Origin of the sequence: Actinomadura sp. DC4, assembly GCF_030406325.1 — a bacterium.
In the GTDB taxonomy this organism is placed as follows: Bacteria; Actinomycetota; Actinomycetes; order Streptosporangiales; family Streptosporangiaceae; genus Actinoallomurus.
In genome coordinates, this window is sequence record NZ_JAUEQY010000007.1 from 187196 (window position 1) to 204662 (window position 17467).

Below are 17467 nucleotides of genomic sequence, written 5' to 3' on the forward strand. Positions count from 1 at the left end.
TCTAGCGAGACTTCCGACGTGTCGGCGATATCCTCTATCTTCGCCATTAGCCCGATCGCCAGTTCCAATGCGGAGACCCTCGACCACTTTGGCACACACAGCGGACCTGACGAGCGACACGGAGGCCGAGGGGAACTCCCTCGACGCCGAGCCCCTCCGCGCGGGAAAGGCGGCCCGCGCCATCGTCGCCGACGGCCGCGCGGTCCACGACGCCATCGAGGCGGTCCTGGCCGCGCCGGAGGAATCGCGCGAGGTCGCACGACGGGCGTACGAAGTGGTGCGCGATCAGCTCGTCGCCGGCGAGTTGGACACAGTGCCGGTGGACCAGCTCCGGGAGCTCGTCCGGGGCCGCCCGGTCACGTTCACCCCCGTCAGGGACGCCGGCCTCGACACAGTCGGCGCGGTCCTCACGGCCGGCGCAGAAGCGCTCAGGCGAATCCCCGGAGTACGCCGGAGGACGGCCAAGCGGATCATGGCCGCCGCGTGGCAGATGCGGGAGTCCGTCGAGGAAAGCGTCCGCGTCCGCATCGAGCCGGACGCCCGCACCCCCGAACAGGCAGCGCTCATCGCCGCCTTGCGCCGCTACGAACGCACCAGGTCCCCCCTGATGAAGGGCCCGGACCCGAGCCTGCTGGCAACCGAGATCGGGCATCACCTCGGCCCGGCGGCACGCGGCGCGAGCCGCCGGAGAATGCTCTTCACGTTCTCCGAAGAGAAGAAGCAGGAAGCGCGTGACGCACTCGCCCAGCTGGACGCCACCCTGAGTTCCAAGAAGGTCACCGCAGCACGCAAACGCCTGTCCAGGGCCGAGTCTCAGCTGGACAAGGCCCGAAAGATCCCGAGGGCCGCCCGACTGTGGAGCGACTACCTCGCCCGGCCGGTCGCCTACAACGCCCTGCTGATCGAGGTGGCCGGACTCGACCCGACCAAGGAGGCCGGCCAGGGCTTCCTCCCCGCCGACATCGCCGAGCAGGTCCGCGTGTTCCCCCTCGACCGGTCCCGCCTCAAGACATCGCTGCGGGCCTACCAGGCGTTCGGCGCGAGGTTCGCGCTGGTTCAGGAGCGGGTGATCCTCGGCGACGAGATGGGCCTGGGCAAGACGATTCAGTCGCTGGCCGCGATGTGCCACCTGGCGGCGAAGGGCGAGACGCACTTCCTGGTCGTCTGCCCGGCGAGCGTGGTCGTCAACTGGACGCGCGAGGTCGAGCGGCACACGCTGCTGGAGGCCCACCGCATGCACGGGCCGGGCGAGAAACGGGAGGCGGCCCAGCAGGAGTGGGTGGCCAGGGGCGGCGTGACGATCACGACGTTCGAGGCGCTGCGCACCATGCCGGAGGACCTGGACGTCTCGGTGGCGATGATGGTCGTCGACGAGGCGCACTACGTGAAGAACCCGAACGCGCTTCGTACGCAGGCGGTCGGCGAATGGGCGGCGCGGAGCAGGCGGGTGCTGTTCCTGACGGGGACGCCGATGGAGAACAAGGTGCGGGAGTTCCTGGTGCTGGTAGGGCACCTGCGCCCGGAGGTCGCCGAGAACCTGGACATCGCGGACGAGGCGCTGGACGGCACCAAGTTCCGGGAGGCGGTGGCACCGGTCTACCTGCGGCGCAACCAGGAAGACGTGCTCAGCGAACTTCCGCCGCGGCTGGAGACGCAGGAATGGGTGACACTCGAGGGACCGACGCTGCGGGCGTACCGGGAAGCGGTCATCGCGGGGAACTTCATGGCGATGCGCCGGGCGGCGTTCGACCCGGGGACGGTGAAGGGATCGCCGAAGCTCCGGCGGCTGGTGGAGATCGTCAGCGAGGCCGCGGACGGCGGGCGCAAGGTCGTGGTGTTCTCCTACTTCCGCGACGTGCTGGAGACGGTGACACAGGTACTGGGCTCCGAGCGTGACGGCGTCCAGGGCGTGCACGTCGTCGGCCCGCTGACCGGGGACATCCCGCCGATGGGCCGCCAGGCGATGGTGGATGAGTTCACCGCCGCCAAGGGGCCCGCGGTACTCGTCTCCCAGATCCAGGCGGGCGGCGTGGGCCTGAACATCCAGGCCGCCTCGGTGATCATCATCGCCGAGCCGCAGCTGACGCCGTCGATCGAGGAGCAGGCGATCGCCCGCGCGCACCGGATGGGCCAGGTACGCCGCGTGGACGTACACCGGCTGCTGTGCGGGGACAGCGTCGACCAGCGAGTCCTCGAACTGCTGGCCGACAAGCGCGAGGCGTTCGACGAGTACGCGCGCCGCAGCGACATGGCGAACGCGGCACCGGACGCGGTGGACACCGGCTCCGAGACCGAACTGCGGCACACGATCGTGGCCGCGGAGCAGAAGCGCCTCAAGGCGGCGTGACCCGCAGAGCGCTACCGACCCCTGTTCACGTCGGGCGGCGCGTCCGGCGGCGAGGCTTGGGGGTGGAGTGCTTCTGCGGGGGCTTCTTGCGGGTGGGCGGTTGCTGGGGGGTACGGCCACGGGAGCTGTTGGGAGTGCGGCCGCGGACGATGCCGATCAGTTCTTCCATGAGGTCGGTCGTCTCGGCCTCGAGCCACGCCAGGCCGATCTGGGACTGAGGGGCGTCGGTCACGGTGCGGTAGGTGAGGTCCTTGCGGTGGTGGAGACGGGCCAGGGACTGAGGGAGCAGTAGTACGCCGGCCCCCGACGCCACCAGCTCGATCGCGTCCGCCGTGCTCGCGGGACGGGTGAAGGCGGGCTGCCCGGGCCGGTCGCCCCAGGCCAGGACCTCGTCGAGCGGCTCGAACACATATTCGTCGGCGAGGTCGGCGAGCGCCACCTCCTCGACCGCGGCCACCGCGTGGTCCTTCGGCACCACCGTCACGGTCGTCTCCAGGTACAGCGGGATCACGTGGAGAGCTTCGCGGTCGACGGGCAGGCGCACGAACGCCGCGTCCACGCCGCCGTCCCGCAGCAGGGGGACGGCCTCGGCGGCGGGCATCTGGAGCAGCCGAAGCGGCACTTCCCGTACCCGCTCGGCCCACACCCGGGCCCATTTCCCGGGCGTCACTCCCGGCGCGTAGGCCAGCCGGAACTCACTCGTGGTCACGTTCTCAGCCTAACCGCGTCCAGACGACTCCCTCCTGCTGGCTACCCTTGAGATCATGAGCACGCCCAAGGCGAAGGCCCCGCAGACCATGAAGCCCGCGACCGCGGCCAAGAAGCTGGGGATCCTGTTGTCGGCGGCACCCGCCGAATTCCAGGAGGGCGTCGTCTCCCGGGAGGAGTTGAACGCGCTCCAGGCCGACCCGCCCTCTTGGCTCGCCGACCTGCGCCGCGAGGGCCCCCACCCCCGCCAGGTCGTCGCCGCCAAGCTCCGCGTCTCCGTCTCGGGCCTGGCCCGCGCCGACATCAGGGGCCCTCTCACCACCGCCGACATCGAGGCCTTGAAGGCCGAAAAACCCGACTGGCTGGCACGCGAGCAGACCATCCAGACCCGGGTCCGCCAAGAGGAGCTCCGCCTCAAGCAGCAGCGCGCCAAGGCCTGACCCACCGGAACGAGATCGGTCTGCCCGGCGTTCGGCTCGTCGCCGTTTCGGCGAGGGTGAGCTATCTGAGCGGTGGTCGTTCCGCCGTACACGATCGCTATCGCGTGGCCGCTCCTCCGCGTGCCGATGCCCGGGCTAGGCCACCTTGGCAATCTTGCATTCGATGCCTGCCGATCCGACGGGGACTCGCGCCGCGGTGTTTCCTCCGAAAGAGGTCGTGCCGTGGACCTCGAAGGTCTGACTGCCGATCTTCTGGTGAGAAGCCGCGTCCAGAACCTCGACGGTGACCGAGTAGCTCGCCGCGTCGCCCGTGATCGTGCCGTTGATCGTCACCGTGCCCTGTGCTCCGACGGAGTTCACCTGGCAATCGACGTGGGTGCTGTAGTTCTTCGAGCCGAAGGACGGGGCACTCTTCGCCGGCACACCGATGAAGAAGAGCAGGACGAACAGTCCCACGAACCCCAGCACGCCCACGGCGATGATCACGTACTTCTTCCGCCTGGGGCGCTGAGGCGAGCCGTACTCAGCGCCGGCCATCGTCCACTCGTGCGTCGGCATCTCTGTCCCCGTAGCCCTGATCGATCCTGTCAGACGAAGTAACAGCAGGTCAGTGTATATCCCGGTAAGTGCTGTTTGATCTTGTTCAGTGCGGCGGCGGCAATCGGCAGGACAATGTGCGGCATGAGGAGCTCTTCCCGGCTCACGGGTGACCGGCCCTGGATCGACGTAGCGGCCGCCGTTCTCGTTTCCTTCCTGCTGGTGGGCTGCTCCGGAGGGGGCAGGCCGGCGCCCACGCCCACCATCGGCTCTTCGGTTCCCGCTCCCGTTCTGACGCCTCCGCGCGGGGCGACGACGACAGTGCCGGCTCAGCCGCTGCGGGTCACCGGGAAGATGACCCGGCCCGGGACCCGGCTCCGGTTCGGGCAGCAGGCGATCGTGCCCATCCGTGACTACAACGCCCTTCGTAAGAGCTATACCGAAGGGGTGCTGGGCGTCGTGGTGAAGCGGATCCGGCAGAGCCCCGGCTCCAAGGTGAAGGGCAACTTCGACGCCTCCAGCTACGCGGTGCTGAAGAGGAGCACCGCGTACCACGCCGAGATCGTCATCACCGACGAGAGCGGCAATCCCCTGTCGTTGGAGGTCCCCCGCTTCGAGGCCCGGCGCAGCGGGGGCGGGATCACGGACGTGAGTCTGCTCGGCGGCAGGCTGCCCGGCTGCGCGGAGTCCTCGTCCCCGGACTCGTTCGACCACAAGGGGGCACGCTGGGTCACCTGCGGGCTCTGGATGTCGACCTATCCGCTTCGGGAGATCCACTACATGGCGCCGCCGTACGGCGAGAACGCGCAGCATCCGAACGACCGGGCGCCGAGTTTCGGCCGCTTCTACGACCTCGGGGACATCATCTGGCACTGACCCCGAGGTGAGCGGCGCCGGCGGCTCGTCTCCTCAGGTCAGAGGCTGCGGGCGGCGATGTCGCCGTTGGAGGTGGTGGCGTGGATGTCGAGTTCGGTGGTGCCGTTGTTCTTGAGGGTGTCGGTGACGCGGCCGTGGCCGGTGGAGGCGTCGAGGGAGGCCGAGACGCCGGATGAACGCCGGACCTGCTCAAGCGTCTCCTCCTCCGGCCAGAAGACGAAGGCGTCGAAGGACTGCTCCGTACCGAGCCGGGTCAGCTCGGCCACCCACACATCGACGTCGGCGCGAAGAGGATCGGCGCCCTCCCGCAGACCCGCCGTAGCACCGAGCCCAGACCCGATCAGACCGGTCACCTGGGCCATCCGCAGGACCGCCCCAGGAGCACGGCCGTGCTCCTCGGCCACAGGTCGCGGATGAGAGTGATCGCCTCTTCCAGCGCGCGCAGCGCCTCGGCCGGGCCGCGCCGGGGCACACCCATCGTGGTGATGGCGTCCCAGTAGCCGCCCGCGCCGAGACCGAGCGCGAAGCGGCCGCCGGTGATGAGGTTCAGGGCGGCGGCGGTGCGCGCCAGCATGGCCGGTGGGCGAAGCGGCAGGTTCGCCACGTCCGGAAAGAGCCGGATGCGCTCGGTGTGGTCGAGCAGGTGGCACTGGACCTCGTGGAGTGGGACGACGACTCGGCGTGGGACGCGTCCAGGGAGAAGGGGGCGAACCGGCCGGAGATCGCCGCCTTCTTCGCCACGATCGACCGGCTCGTCGGCGCGGAACGAGGGACCCGTTACGACGACGCGGAGGACGGCCCGAGGAACGTACGGCCTGGACACGGGCCAGGTGATCGTCGCCGGTCACTCGGCGGGCGGTCACCTCGCGGTCTGGGCGGCGCACCGTACGACGCTCCCGGAGGGCGCGGTCTCCCTCGCGGGCACCCTCGACGCCGTGGACGTCCGGCACGCCGCGGCCTCGCCGAAGGGCGTCCCCATGCTGATCGTCCATGACGCCGCCGACCAGGTCGTACCGCCCTCCCACAGCCGCTCCTACGCCGACGCGGCGCTCGCCGAGGGAGCGGACGTAGGGTACGTCGAGGTGCCCGGAGCGGACCACCTCGACGTCATCGACCCCGGCGGAGCCGCCTGGACCGCCGTACGGATCTGGCTCGGCGAACGGCGGTCATCGTCCGTCCTGGGCGGCGGCGCGGAACCGCGCCGGGCTCGTTGAGGTCGCGGCGCGGAACGCCCGGCCGAAGGCCGAGGCGGAGCAGTAGCCGACCGCGTCGGCGACGGCGCTGACGGATCGGCGCCCGTCGGCGAGGAGGTCTGCCGCGATCATCATCCGCAGCCGGGTCACGAACTGGCCGACGGTCACCCCCGTCGCCCGGGTGAAGTGACGGATGAACGTGGCCCGCGACATGGCCGCGCGGGCGGCGAACGAGGTGATGTTCCAGGCCCTTCCCGGCTCGCTCAGCACGGCGTCGATCACACAGAGGACGGCTTCGTCGGTGGCGGCGGTCCACGGCACATCCTCCGGCAGCCGCCGCTCCGGTGAGACGCGGAGCACCATGGCCAGCAGCGCGTTGCACAGCGAGGACACGATGGCCGCGCCGCCCGGCCCGCCGGCGTCGGCCTCGCGGCGCAACAGCGCGCTCAGCATCCGTACGGGCTCGTGCCCGTCGGCCCCGAACGACACGTGGAGCACCTCGGGCAGCGTACGGAACAGCAGGTCACCGGCGCCGGGAGCGACGTGGTAGCACCCGCAGAACAGGTCGACCTCGGGCCTCGCGGCGCGGGAGCGCCGGACCGGAAACGCGGCGCCGGGCTCCTCGACGATCTCCACCGGCTCACCGTCGCGGTCGGCGAACAACCGGTGCGCCGCCCCTCGCGGGAACAGCAGGACGTCTCCGGCCCGCAACGCGATGGTGCGGCCCGCGAACTCGACCGCGCACCGGCCCTCCAGCAGGAGGTGGAAGGGCACCTCACCGGGCCGGCGGGCGGGATTGTCCAGGGCGAAGCGCCCGGCCAGCAGGCAGCGTACGTCGACGGTGCCTTCGGGGCGGGCCAGTCCGACCAGGCGACTCAAGGGATCCATGATACTTCCTGCATAGTATTCGATCCTCTTGCGCCTTGCCGGATCGTCACGGCGACTGAAGGCTGGAGGCATGGAAAGCACGCATGTGGACGTTCTCGTTCTCGGCTTCGGCAAGGGCGGCAAGACCCTGGCCGCCACGATGGGGAACCGGGGCCAGCGGGTGGTCCTGGTCGAGCAGTCCGCCCAGATGTACGGCGGCACCTGCGTCAACGTGGGATGCGTACCGACCAAGGCCCTGCTGCACCAGGCGGAGACGCGGCCCGAGGACGCCGGTGCGCCCGAATGGCACCGGCACGCCGTCGACGGTGTCGCCGACCTGACCGCCTTCCTGCGGCAGCGCAACTTCCAGATGCTCGACACGATCGACACGGTCACGGTGGTGACCGGCCGGGCGGCGTTCGTGGACCCCAAGACCGTGGAGGTCACCGCCGGCGCCGACCGGCTCACCTTCAGCGCGGACACGATCGTGGTCAATACCGGCGCCGAGCCGAACGTGCCGGACATCCCCGGCCTGCGGACCAGCGCGTACACGATGACCAGCACCGGCATGATCCGCCCGGCGGAGCTGCCGCGGCATTTGGTCGTCCTCGGCGGTGGTCACGTCGGCATCGAGTTCGCCGGGATGTACAGCCGGTTCGGCTCCCGGGTGACCGTGCTGGAGGCCGGGGACCAGATCATGCCGGCCGAGGACGACGACATCGCCCAGGCGTCCACCGACATCCTCCACGAACAGGGGGTCGTGCTGATCAACGGCGCCCGGGTCACCGAGATCATCGACCGCGCCACCGACGCGCTGGCCCGCTACGAGTGGGAAGGCCAGACCGCCACGGTCGAGGCCGACGCCATCCTGGTGGCTCTGGGGCGCACACCGGCGACCCGGGGACTCGGCCTGGACACGGCCGGCGTACGGACCACCGATCGCGGCGCCATCGAGGTCGATGAGTACCTGCGGACGAGCCAGCCGCACATCTTCGCGATCGGCGACGTCAACGGCGGCCCGCAGTTCACCTACACCTCCCTGGACGACGGCCGGATCGTCCTCGACCAGCTCATCGGCCACGGAACCCGGTCCACGGCGGATCGCGTCGCGGTGCCGTACACGGTGTTCACGACACCGCCGCTGGCCAGAGTGGGCCTGACCGAACGCCAGGCTCGCCGGCGCGGTCACGTGGTGAAGGTGGCGAGCGAGCCGATCGCGCAGATCGCCGCGATGCCCCGTGCCCGGATCGTCGGCGAGACCCACGGGCTGATGAAGTTCGTGGTCGACGCCGTGACCGATGAGGTGCTGGGCGCCGCGCTGCTGAACATCGACTCCCAGGAAGTGATCAACCTGGTGGCGCTGGCCATGCGGCACGGCGTGACCGCGACGGAGCTACGCGACGGGATCTACACTCACCCGTCCACGACGGAGGGCCTCAACGAGGTGCTGGCCGCCCTGCGCTGACCGCGTTCCTCAGGCGGGCGGCCGCAGCCCGGTCAGGGTGACGTTCACGAGGCGGCGTACGGCGGTCTCCGACGGCAGGTCGCCGGCGGCCGTGAGGGCGTGGAGGCAGTAGCCGGCCAGCTCCCCCGGTGGTACGTCGTCGCGGAGGCCGCCGGCCGCCGCGCTCTCGGCGATCACGCTCTCGACGAAGCCGGTGAGCCTCCGCCGCGCGCCGGCGAGGTGGTCGCCCTGGTGGAGCAGGGCCGCGAGCGGGTTGTCGCGGTGTTCGAACTGGATCAGCCCGTACGCGGTGAGGACTTCCGCGAGGCGCTCCCGGCCGCCCGTACCGGTGCCGATCTCCGCCAGGTGGCTCAGGTGGCGGTCGACCTGACGTTCGTGCCAGGCGACCATGATCGATTCGACGTCGGAGAAGTAGCGGTAGAGCGTCGCGCGGGCGATGCCGGCCTGCTCGGCGATCCGGGACATCGTCACCGACGTCAGGCCGTGCTCGGCGACCAGGGCCGCCGCGGTGTCCAGCGTCGTGTCGCGCACCGTACGGCGGTGCGCCTCGATCGTGTCGTCCCACAGTCTCGGCACGGGTCGACTCTACGCAACGCCGACGATGAGACATACTGTCCTGTATCGAGACACAGTGTCTCAATCGTCTGCCCGAAGGAGTCTCCATGCCGCACCACCCCCCTGAGCTCGACGCCCTCTACTCCAGCCCTCCGCCCTGGGACATCGGCCGGCCCCAGCCGGCGTTCCTCGCCCTCCCTCTCGAGGGACGTGTCCTGGACCTCGGCTGCGGTACGGGCGAGCACGTGCTCATGGCCGCCGGCCTCGGCCTCGACGCGACCGGCGTCGACCTGGCCGCCTCGGCCCTGCGGATCGCCGAGCGGAAGGCGCAGGACCGGTCCCGTACGGCGCGGTTCCTCCTCCACGACGCCCGTGACCTGGCCGGCCTCGGCGAGTCCTTCGACACCGTGCTCGACTGCGGGCTCTTCCACGTCCTCGACGAACACGAGCGCGGCGCCTACCTCGACGGGCTGCGGGCCGTGCTCCGTCCCGGGGGCCGCTACTTCCTGCTGTGTGTCAGCGACGCGCAGCCGGAGGACGACTGGACGCACGTGCACCGGACGACACGGGACGAGCTCTCCGCGGCGTTCGCCGACGGTTGGCGGATCGACTCGATCGAGCCGTCCGTGATCGAGGTCACCACCGGCCCGCGCGGCATCGCGGCCTGGCTGGTCGCGGCCACCCGGACGCTGCGGTCGACGGCCCGCGTCCCGACGCCACGCGGCGAGCGGTACGCGCGGCAGCTCTGCGGCCACGCCGCCCACATGAACTGCGCCGCGACGTGGGACCCGCCCGAGGGCGTGATCGAGTTCCCGGACGCGATGGGCACCTGCCGGGTGACGGCGACGCCGGACCACCTGGTCCTCACCGTCGAGGCCACGGACGCGGCGAACCTCGAACGGCTGCGGCGGATCCTCGGCCACGACGTCGAGCGGTTCGGCGGCCGTGACGGCCTCGCCGTGGAGTGGACCGGCGGCTGAGCTACCTACCCGCGGTGACGGCCGGCGCCGATCCCGGCAGCGGCCGTCCCGCGGTCTCCGGCGTGAACGCCACGGCGACCGCGCCGATGACGCCCGCCGCGGCGAGGTAGAACCCGGGCACCAGGAGGCTGCCGGTGGCGTGGACCAGCGACTGGACGATGAGCGGGGTGGTACCGCCGAACAGCGACACCCCGATGTTGAACGCGACCGAGAGCGCCCCGGCCCGGATCTCGGTGGGGAACAGCGCGGGCAGCGTCGCCGGGCCCGCGCCCTCGAAGCACAGCAGCATCAGCCCGACCAGCAGGCAGCCCGCGAAGACCGGGCCGAGGGCCCCCGTACGGATGAGCAGGAACGCCGGGACCCCGCCGGCCGCCATCAGCAGGCAGCCGGCCATGAGCACCGGCCTGCGCCCGACCCGGTCCGACAGCCGCCCGGTGACCGCGACGAGCGTCATCAGCACCACGAGGGCCGCGGCCACCGCGAGGAGGGCCGTGATCCGCGGGAGCCCGGCGTCGGCGGACAGGTAGCTCGGCAGGTACGCGGGGAGCATGTAGCTGCCCACGTTCCAGGCGAGCACCAGCCCGACGCACACGACGAGCGAACGCCGCTCCTGCACGAAGATGCGCCGGAACTCCGCCCGTACGCCGGGTTCCGGGCGCTCCAGCCGCTCGAACACCGGCGTCTCGGCCAGCCGGAGCCGCAGATACAGGCCCGCGAGGCCGAGGGGCGCGGTGACCAGGAACGGGATCCGCCAGCCCCAGGAGATCAGCTCGCGGTGGGACAGCACCGCGGTCAGGGCGGCGACGAGCAGCGCGCCGAGCACGATGCCGGCCAGGGTGCCGAACTCCAGCCAGCTCGTCAGATGGCCCCGCCGCCGGTCGGGCGCGTGCTCGGCGATGAAGGTCATCGCCGAGCCGTACTCCCCTCCGGTGGAGAACCCCTGGACGAGCCGGGCCAGCAGCAGGAGCAGCGGCGCCCCGATGCCGATGGTCGCGTAGGAGGGCACCAGCCCGATGCAGAAGGTCCCGACCGCCATCATGATGATCGTCGTGGCCAGCACCCGCTTGCGGCCGATGCGGTCGCCGAGCGGCCCGAAGAAGAACCCGCCCAGCGGCCGTACGACGAACGCCGCCGAGAACGTGGCGAACGTCGAGATCAGCTGGACCGGGCCGCCGGCGTTCGGGAAGAACACCTCGCCGAGGGGGACGGCCAGATAGCTGAAGATCCCGAAGTCGAACCACTCCATCATGTTGCCGACCGCCGTGGCCGCGATCGTACGGCGCAGCATCGACGCGTCGACACTGATCACCGCGTCCCCGGTCACCGGGCTCCCCTACCCACCTCGCCGTGAGCCGCAGCACTCCGTGGGAGAGCCTTTACGCCGGCAACTGGCCGAGGGCCGGCCGGCGTCAGCGCGAACGAGCGCTCCGGCTCCAGCACGGCCTGTGGCGTCAAGGGCTGGGCCGACAACCAGGACCAGGCGGACTACCACTGCTACACGGAGGGCGAGAACGGAACCTGGACGTACCTCCGGAACAACTCCGACGGTTCGACCGGATGGGTGAAGGACTCCCTGCTGCCCGGCTACGGCTCCCCGGTAAAGTGCGGATTCTGACCTGAAGACCGGTTCGCCCAGCACGGCCATTGTGCGGGGGCCTTCGCGCGCCGGTCACGATCGGGACCGCGCGGAGGCCCTCTGCTGGAACCCGGCCGCGGCGGTCTCAAGTGGCTCTGCCGATCGATCACAGGGGTGGCACATGACCGGACAGCGCGCGCTCGTCACCGGTGGGTCGCGCGGCGTCGGCGCGGCCGTCTCCGCGCGGCTCGCGGCGGACGGGGCGGCCGTCGCCGTGCACTGCCGGGCGGACACAGCCACGGCCGAGGCCGTCGTGGCCGGGCTGCCGGGCGATGGGCACATCGTCGTGAGCGGCGACATCGCCGACCCCGGGCAGGCGGCGGTGCACGCGATGGCCCAGTCGCTGGCGGTCTCCCTTGCGCCGTACGACATCGCCGTCTCCGCCGTCGCGCCCGGTTTCGTCCGTACGGACATGACCGAGGCCATGCTCTCCGGCCCGGCCGGGGACGGCATCCGCGCGCAGAGCCCGTACGACCGGGTGGCCGAGCCCGAGGACGTCGCCTCCGCCGTGGCCTGGCTCGCGCTCGCGGACGCGCGGTGGGCCAGCGGCGCGGTGATCGACCTCAACGGCGCCTCTTATCTCCGGTAGATCGCACGCCCGGAAACCGAGAAATCAGTGATCTTGTTTGGCATTCTGGGCGTCCAGCGGCATCCCCGCTCGCCGTCTGGGAGACGCGATGAAGATTCGCATTCTCGGTCCGCTCGAGATCGCCGACGGTGATCGGCGCGTCTCCATCGGCGCGCCCAAACAGCGCGCCCTCCTCGCCGCCCTCATCCTCCGCGCGAACCGCGTCGTCCCGACCGCCGAACTCGCCGGGTACGTCTGGGACGACGCGCCGCCGTCGAGCGCGCGTCTGACGCTGCAGGGCTACGTCCTGCGGCTCCGCCGCGCGCTCGAACCCCTCGACGGCGTCGCGATCGTCACCGAACCGGCCGGGTACCTGCTGCGCGCCGACCCCGGCGAGGTCGACGCCTGCCGGTTCGAGTCGCTGCTCGCCGAGGCCGACCGCCACGCCCGTACGGGCGACGCCGCGGCCGAGGCCACTCTGCTTCGCGAGGCGCTCGGGCTGTGGCGGGGCGAGCCGCTGGCCGACGTGGAGTCCGAATCGCTGCGGCGCGAGGAGGCCGGGCGGCTGCCGGAGCTGTGGGCGCGCGCGGTGGGACGGCGCGTCGAGGCCGACCTGCGCCTGGGCCGGCACGGCGAGCTGATCGGGGAGCTGCGGGCGCTGGCCGCCGCGCATCCGCTGCGGGAGGAGTTCCGCGCCCAGCTCATGACCGCGTTGTACCGGTCCGGGCGGCGCGCGGACGCGCTGCGCGTCTACCAGGAGACGCGGCGCACGCTCGTGGCCGAGCTCGGCGTGGAGCCCGGTCCCCGCCTGCGCCGCCTCGAACGGGCGGTCCTCGTCGCCGACCCCGCCCTCGACCTGGAGCCCGAGGAGGAGAACAGCCCCCTGAGGAGTCCAGCGGTGCTGCCTCCGGACGTGCCCCACTTCGTCGGCCGGGAGACGGAGGCCGCGTTACTGCTCGCCGGCGAGGAGACCGCGACGGGCCCGCTGGTGTGCGCGGTGGCCGGCATGGCGGGCGTCGGCAAGACCGCGCTCGTCCTGCACGCCGCCCACCGCCTGGGCGAGCGGTACCCCGACGGCCGTCTCTACGTCGACCTCGGCGGTACGGGCGAGCATCCGATGGAGCCGGACGTGGCGCTGGACCGGTTCCTGCGGCTCCTCGGCGTCTGGAACGGCCGGATCCCGGTGGGTACCGACGAGCGCGCCGCCCTCCTCCGCGACCGTCTCGCCGGGCGGCGCGTCCTGCTGGTCCTCGACAACGCCGTCGACGAGGCGCAGGTACGCCCGCTGATCCCCGGTACGCCCGGCTGCGCCGTCCTGATCACGAGCCGCGCCCGGCTCGTCGGACTGGAGTACGCCCGGCTCGTCGACCTGGACGTCCTCGCCGCCGAGCACGCGGTGGACCTGCTCGCCGGAGTCATCGGCCCAGAGCGGACCGGCGCCGAGGCCGACTGCGCTCGTACGCTCGTCGCCCAGTGCGGGTGCCTGCCGCTCGCGGTACGGATCGTGGCCGCCCGGCTGGCCGGGCATCCGGAGTGGCGGCTCGACCGGCTCACCGGCCAGCTCGCCGACGAGCACCGGAGGCTGGACCGGCTCGCGGCCGGGGACCTGGAGGTCCGCTCCAGCATCGCGCTGAGCCATGACGCCCTCGCCCCGGAGCACCGGCGGCCGTTCCGGCTCATCGGCCTGCTCGACCTGCCCGAGGTCGCGCCCTGGATGATCGCGGCCCTGCTCGACCGGCCGGCCGGCGAGACCGAGGACATCGTCGACGCCCTCGTCGACGCCCGCCTGCTGGAGGCCGGCCGCGCGGACACCGACGGGGGCTATCGCTACCGCTGCCATGACCTCGTACGGCTCTTCGCCCGCGAACGCGCCCTCGCCACGGATCCCCCCGAGGAGCGCGAGGCGGCCGTGAAGCGGGTGATGGAGAGCCTTCTGGCGTTCGCGCGCGGAGCCGACGACGCCCTGCCCAGCCGCCGGTTGCGCCTGCCGGAGGCGAGCACCGGCCACGCGGCGCCGGCCGCGCCCCTCGCCTGGTTCGAGGCCAACCGCGCCACGCTGACCGTCGCCGTACGCCAGGCCGCGGCCCTCGGCCTGGCGGAGCCGGCCTGGCGCCTGGCCGCCACCCTGGTGAACTTCTTCGACCTGCGAGGGTACTGGGACGACTGGGCGCGTACGCACCGCGACGCGCTCGGCGCGGCACGGGCCTGCGGCGATCCGCGCGGCGAGACGGCGATGGAGTACGGCCTGGGGATCCTGGCCACCGTGGGAGACCGCTACGACGACGCGGCCGGGCACCTGTCGGCCGCGCTCGCCGGGTGCCGCGCGCTGGAGGCGCCGGTCGCGGAGGCCCGCGTTCTCAACGCGCTCGGCGACGTGCACCACATCTGCGACCGGCTGGACGACGCCTTCGCGTGTTTCCAGGAGGCCCTGCGGCTCTCGACGCGCCACGGCGACCTCACCGGCGCGGCGAACAGCCTGCTCGACCTCGGGCTGGTCCACCGCGACCGGAACCGCCCGGCCGAGTCACTCGACCACCTGCGCCGCGCGCTGGCGACGTTCCGCGCGGCGGGCGACGCGTACGGGGAGGCGTACGTCCTGCGCTTCCTCGCGGCGACGCACTATCACTCGCGGGGCGACCTCGTCGCGGCGCGCCGGCACGCCACCCATGCGATCAAGCTCTTCCGCCGGCTCGGCGACGACCTCGCGGAGGTCCGCTCGCTCCGGCTGCTGGCGATGGTCCTCGCGGCGCAGGACCACGGCAAGGCGGCCGTACGCCTGCTCGACCGCTGCCTCGCCGTCTTCCGCGAGCGGGGTGACCGGTTCGGGGAGGCGTCGACGCTGTGGAGCCTCGGCGAGGCGGCCCAGCGCTCCGGTGACGCCGGTCTGGCGGCCGAGCATCTGGAGCGGGCACTGTCCCTGTTCGGCCGGCTCAGCGTCCCGCGCTGGGAGGACCGTACCCGGGCCGAACTCGTGGCGGTACGCGCGGGCGGGGCCGCGCGCCCCGCCCGCGCACAGATCACCGGCTCGGTACGGCCGCCGGCGTCCAGCCCAGGTAGTGGCTGAAGTAGCTCACGCTCGTCGCGTGGCCGATCTTGCCGCCGATGCTGCTGGAGTAGAACCCGCCGCTGCCGTCGGCGATGCCGACGTGGCCGTACGAGCTGATGTTCCAGTAGACGAAGGAACCGGCCGGCGGCTTGGTGCCGCTGTGGTGCGGGGCGCCGTTCCAGTGGGCGATGGCCGACGGCCAGATGCCGGTCGTGCCGTAGGCGTTCTCCACCGCCTTCTCGCAGTAGTGCTCCCAGCCGGTGCTACCGACGTGGTTCTTCATCCACGTGACGGCGCCGGCGGGTGTGCCGTCGCCGGCGCTGAGCGGCGCCGCGGCGAGCGGAGTGGGGGCGGCGGTCGCGGTCGCGGGGGCGGCGGTCGCGGCGATGGCGAAGGCGGCCGGGACGAGCATGGCTCCGACGCGAAGCCGGCGCGCGTAGGGACGCATATCTGTACCTCCGAAGACGGGGATGAGGTGATGTGCGGCCGTAAGCGTGCCAAGAGGCGCTTGCAAAGCCCTTGTCCGGCCTTCACGCGCTACGTGAAGGAGATGACGAGGTAGTCGTCGAGCGGCTGGTAGCCGATGCGCTGGTGAAGGGCGTTGCTGCCCGGGTTGGCCAGGTCGGTGAAGACCACGACCTCCTTCGCGCCCGCGTCCACGGCGGCCTGGCTCACCGCGGCGGTCGCGGCGGCGCCGTACCCGTGGAACCGGTGCTCGGGCGGGGTGTAGACGGGCGCGATCCGGACCATTCCGGCGACCATCCGCGTACGGCCGGCGAGAGCGACCGGGACGCCGTCGCGCTCCCACAGGGTGAGGCCGCCGTAGGCGATCCGGTCGTCGACCGCGGCGGCGTGGTCGCCGGGGCGCTCGCGGATCTCCCGCTCGGCGTCGTGGTACCAGTCGAGGAGCAGGTCACGGTCGGCCGGGCCGGCCAGGCGAGAGCGGCCGGGCGTGGCCGGCGGCCGTACGCCGGTGAGCCGGTAGAGGCGACGGCGCTCCCAGATCGTGAAGTCCGCGCCGGTCACCGCCTTCCAGCGCGCGGCGAAGGCCTCGGCGATCCCCTGCCGGGCGGTCACCCCCGGCGGCCGGCGGCCGTCCGCGTCCAGCGCCTCCGCGAGTTCTCTGACGGCCGGGGGCGGCATGCTGCTGAGCAGCATCGGGAAGGGCGGGGTATGCACGACCGCGCCGGACACACAGCCGGCGGCGAACCAGGAGCCGAGCACCGCGGGAGCGTCGCCGTACGCGGTCAGGCCGCGGGCGCGCAGGGATTCGAGGACCGTGACCAGCACGGTGTTCTCCACCGGCCGCGAACGCAGGAAGCCAGTGGCGACCGCGCTGTACCCGGTGATATCTCCCGTAAAGACCCAGCTCATCCCTGCATAGTGCCCTCTGCGGCGAAAGTCCCGCAGAGAAACCGAAGAATGATCCTTTTCGTACGCCGGTGGCGGAGGTGTGCGGACGGCGCCGTCGGCGGGTGACGGATGCGCGCCTACCTGCCTGGAGTTGTCACCGTGCGGTCAGGGACTTCTTACTTCGCACCGGTCCACTCGGCGTCGAAATCTCGCAGGAACTCCACGAGCCGCTCGTGCCGGCTGTCCGCGTAGCGCCTGCCGGTCGGGGTCTTCATGCGTTCTTTCAGGAGGAGGAGCTTCTCGTGGAAGTGGTTGATCGACGTCCCTTTGGACGTGACGTAGCTCTCCGCCGACGTGTGGAGGTCGGGTGCCATGTCGGGGTTGTGGATGGGCCGTTTGACGTGCCCGCCGTACGCGAACACTCGCGCGATGCCAATGGCACCGATGGCGTCCAGCCGGTCGGCGTCCTGCACGCATTCGCCTTCCAGCGAGAGGGGGACCTCCTCGACCTTCGCGCCGCGGAAGGACATCCACCGGATGATGCCGGCGACCTCCTTCGTCACCTCGTCCTCGACGCCCAGGGAGATCAGCCATTCGGCCGCCGCCCGGGGGCCGGCCTCGTCGCTGCCGGAGAACTTGTAGTCCTCGATGTCGTGGAGAAGCGCGGCCAGCTCGACGATGTAGGGATCGGCGCCCTCGCATTCGGCGATATTCAGGGCGACCATACGGACCCGGTCCACATGCCACCAGTCGTGGCCGGTCGATTCTTCGACACCTAACTCTTTACGTGCGAAAAGCGTCGTCTCCCGGATCACTCCGGCCCGGAAACGATCAATAGAAGCGCGGTCATCCGGATCGGTCATCCGGGTTTGGCCAGCGGAAGTCATGCGTCTTAC

The 17467-nt window shown here is 71.6% G+C and carries 18 protein-coding genes; 8 read left to right on the top strand and 10 right to left on the bottom strand.

The annotated features are described in order from the left end of the window. Positions 1–88: 88 nt before the first annotated feature. The gene (locus tag QWU11_RS14240; protein WP_290107891.1) at positions 89–2347 is read left to right on the top strand and encodes a DEAD/DEAH box helicase; all 2259 of its coding nucleotides are present in this window, start codon (positions 89–91) and stop codon (positions 2345–2347) included. 25 nt (positions 2348–2372) lie between these two features. On the opposite strand, the gene QWU11_RS14245 is transcribed toward QWU11_RS14240, so the two are convergent. Then, positions 2373–3056, bottom strand: coding sequence for a LysR family substrate-binding domain-containing protein (locus QWU11_RS14245; protein WP_290107894.1), 684 nt, complete (start codon positions 3054–3056; stop codon positions 2373–2375). A 55-nt stretch (positions 3057–3111) separates the two neighbouring features. On the opposite strand from QWU11_RS14245, the gene QWU11_RS14250 reads away from it, so the two are divergent. Next, positions 3112–3495: a DUF5997 family protein gene (locus tag QWU11_RS14250; protein ID WP_290107897.1), complete on the top strand. Its 384-nt coding sequence runs from the start codon at positions 3112–3114 to the stop codon at positions 3493–3495. Between the two features lie 135 nt (positions 3496–3630). On the opposite strand, the gene QWU11_RS14255 is transcribed toward QWU11_RS14250, so the two are convergent. Next, positions 3631–4053 carry a hypothetical protein gene (locus QWU11_RS14255; RefSeq protein WP_290107898.1) on the bottom strand — a complete coding sequence of 141 codons (423 nt, stop codon included), beginning with the start codon at positions 4051–4053 and terminating at the stop codon, positions 3631–3633. A 123-nt stretch (positions 4054–4176) separates the two neighbouring features. Between QWU11_RS14255 and QWU11_RS14260 the strand changes: the two genes are divergently transcribed. Then, entirely contained in the window at positions 4177–4908 is a 732-nt protein-coding gene (locus tag QWU11_RS14260; protein WP_290107903.1) for a hypothetical protein, read from the top strand. A 38-nt stretch (positions 4909–4946) separates the two neighbouring features. Here QWU11_RS14260 and QWU11_RS14265 read toward each other — a convergent pair whose 3' ends face one another. After that, positions 4947–5261, bottom strand: coding sequence for a hypothetical protein (locus QWU11_RS14265; RefSeq protein WP_290107906.1), 315 nt, complete (start codon positions 5259–5261; stop codon positions 4947–4949). Next, positions 5258–5731, bottom strand: coding sequence for an LLM class flavin-dependent oxidoreductase (locus tag QWU11_RS14270; RefSeq protein WP_290107911.1), 474 nt, complete (start codon positions 5729–5731; stop codon positions 5258–5260). Before QWU11_RS14270 ends, QWU11_RS14265 begins: the two co-directional genes overlap by 4 nt. A gap of 7 nt (positions 5732–5738) precedes the next feature. On the opposite strand from QWU11_RS14270, the gene QWU11_RS14275 reads away from it, so the two are divergent. Next, a complete protein-coding gene (locus QWU11_RS14275) occupies positions 5739–6122 on the top strand; it encodes a hypothetical protein (RefSeq protein WP_290107919.1) in 384 nt (127 codons plus the stop codon). Here QWU11_RS14275 and QWU11_RS14280 read toward each other — a convergent pair. Then, positions 6075–6989, bottom strand: a complete 915-nt coding sequence (locus QWU11_RS14280; RefSeq protein ID WP_290107924.1) for an AraC family transcriptional regulator — start codon at positions 6987–6989, stop codon at positions 6075–6077. The two genes, QWU11_RS14275 and QWU11_RS14280, sit on opposite strands and share 48 nt — an antisense overlap. 70 nt (positions 6990–7059) lie before the next feature. Here QWU11_RS14280 and QWU11_RS14285 point away from each other — a divergent pair, with 70 nt between their 5' ends. After that, complete coding sequence (locus QWU11_RS14285; RefSeq protein WP_290107928.1) at positions 7060–8433, top strand: FAD-dependent oxidoreductase; 1374 nt, start codon at positions 7060–7062, stop codon at positions 8431–8433. 9 nt (positions 8434–8442) lie between these two features. On the opposite strand, the gene QWU11_RS14290 is transcribed toward QWU11_RS14285, so the two are convergent. Further along, complete coding sequence (locus QWU11_RS14290) at positions 8443–9009, bottom strand: TetR/AcrR family transcriptional regulator (protein WP_290107932.1); 567 nt, start codon at positions 9007–9009, stop codon at positions 8443–8445. A gap of 86 nt (positions 9010–9095) precedes the next feature. Here QWU11_RS14290 and QWU11_RS14295 point away from each other — a divergent pair, with 86 nt between their 5' ends. After that, positions 9096–9968, top strand: coding sequence for a DUF2218 domain-containing protein (locus tag QWU11_RS14295; protein ID WP_290107970.1), 873 nt, complete (start codon positions 9096–9098; stop codon positions 9966–9968). A 1-nt stretch (position 9969) separates the two neighbouring features. On the opposite strand, the gene QWU11_RS14300 is transcribed toward QWU11_RS14295, so the two are convergent. Continuing rightward, positions 9970–11292 (bottom strand): MFS transporter, encoded by a 1323-nt coding sequence (locus QWU11_RS14300; protein ID WP_290107972.1) that lies wholly within the window; start codon positions 11290–11292, stop codon positions 9970–9972. A gap of 433 nt (positions 11293–11725) precedes the next feature. On the opposite strand from QWU11_RS14300, the gene QWU11_RS14305 reads away from it, so the two are divergent. Together QWU11_RS14305 and QWU11_RS14310 are read left to right on the top strand one after the other, a co-directional pair. After that, positions 11726–12193: an SDR family oxidoreductase gene (locus QWU11_RS14305; RefSeq protein ID WP_290107978.1), complete on the top strand. Its 468-nt coding sequence runs from the start codon at positions 11726–11728 to the stop codon at positions 12191–12193. Positions 12194–12281: 88 nt separating this feature from the next. Beyond that, a complete protein-coding gene (locus tag QWU11_RS14310) occupies positions 12282–15236 on the top strand; it encodes a BTAD domain-containing putative transcriptional regulator (RefSeq protein ID WP_290107982.1) in 2955 nt (984 codons plus the stop codon). Here the strand turns inward: QWU11_RS14310 and QWU11_RS14315 are convergent. The 3 genes from QWU11_RS14315 to QWU11_RS14325 form a co-directional block, all read right to left on the bottom strand. Beyond that, a complete protein-coding gene (locus tag QWU11_RS14315; protein ID WP_290107993.1) occupies positions 15190–15666 on the bottom strand; it encodes a hypothetical protein in 477 nt (158 codons plus the stop codon). The two genes, QWU11_RS14310 and QWU11_RS14315, sit on opposite strands and share 47 nt — an antisense overlap. A gap of 89 nt (positions 15667–15755) precedes the next feature. Further along, positions 15756–16592 carry a GNAT family N-acetyltransferase gene (locus tag QWU11_RS14320; protein ID WP_290108005.1) on the bottom strand — a complete coding sequence of 279 codons (837 nt, stop codon included), beginning with the start codon at positions 16590–16592 and terminating at the stop codon, positions 15756–15758. Positions 16593–16747: 155 nt separating this feature from the next. Continuing rightward, a complete protein-coding gene (locus QWU11_RS14325; RefSeq protein ID WP_290108022.1) occupies positions 16748–17458 on the bottom strand; it encodes an HD domain-containing protein in 711 nt (236 codons plus the stop codon). Between the last annotated feature and the right edge of the window lie 9 nt (positions 17459–17467).

What these genes read in the sequence shown, in the direction of transcription:
- QWU11_RS14250 (WP_290107897.1), top strand. Translation starts at nt 3,112, where the DNA reads ATGAGCACGCCCAAGGCGAAGGCCCCGCAGACCATGAAGCCCGCGACC.
- QWU11_RS14255 (WP_290107898.1), bottom strand. Translation starts at nt 4,053, where the DNA reads ATGCCGACGCACGAGTGGACGATGGCCGGCGCTGAGTACGGCTCGCCT.
- QWU11_RS14260 (WP_290107903.1), top strand. Translation starts at nt 4,177, where the DNA reads ATGAGGAGCTCTTCCCGGCTCACGGGTGACCGGCCCTGGATCGACGTA.
- QWU11_RS14280 (WP_290107924.1), bottom strand. Translation starts at nt 6,989, where the DNA reads ATGGATCCCTTGAGTCGCCTGGTCGGACTGGCCCGCCCCGAAGGCACC.
- QWU11_RS14285 (WP_290107928.1), top strand. Translation starts at nt 7,060, where the DNA reads ATGGAAAGCACGCATGTGGACGTTCTCGTTCTCGGCTTCGGCAAGGGC.
- QWU11_RS14295 (WP_290107970.1), top strand. Translation starts at nt 9,096, where the DNA reads ATGCCGCACCACCCCCCTGAGCTCGACGCCCTCTACTCCAGCCCTCCG.
- QWU11_RS14305 (WP_290107978.1), top strand. Translation starts at nt 11,726, where the DNA reads ATGACCGGACAGCGCGCGCTCGTCACCGGTGGGTCGCGCGGCGTCGGC.
- QWU11_RS14310 (WP_290107982.1), top strand. Translation starts at nt 12,282, where the DNA reads ATGAAGATTCGCATTCTCGGTCCGCTCGAGATCGCCGACGGTGATCGG.
- QWU11_RS14315 (WP_290107993.1), bottom strand. Translation starts at nt 15,666, where the DNA reads ATGCGTCCCTACGCGCGCCGGCTTCGCGTCGGAGCCATGCTCGTCCCG.
- QWU11_RS14320 (WP_290108005.1), bottom strand. Translation starts at nt 16,592, where the DNA reads ATGAGCTGGGTCTTTACGGGAGATATCACCGGGTACAGCGCGGTCGCC.
- QWU11_RS14325 (WP_290108022.1), bottom strand. Translation starts at nt 17,458, where the DNA reads ATGACTTCCGCTGGCCAAACCCGGATGACCGATCCGGATGACCGCGCT.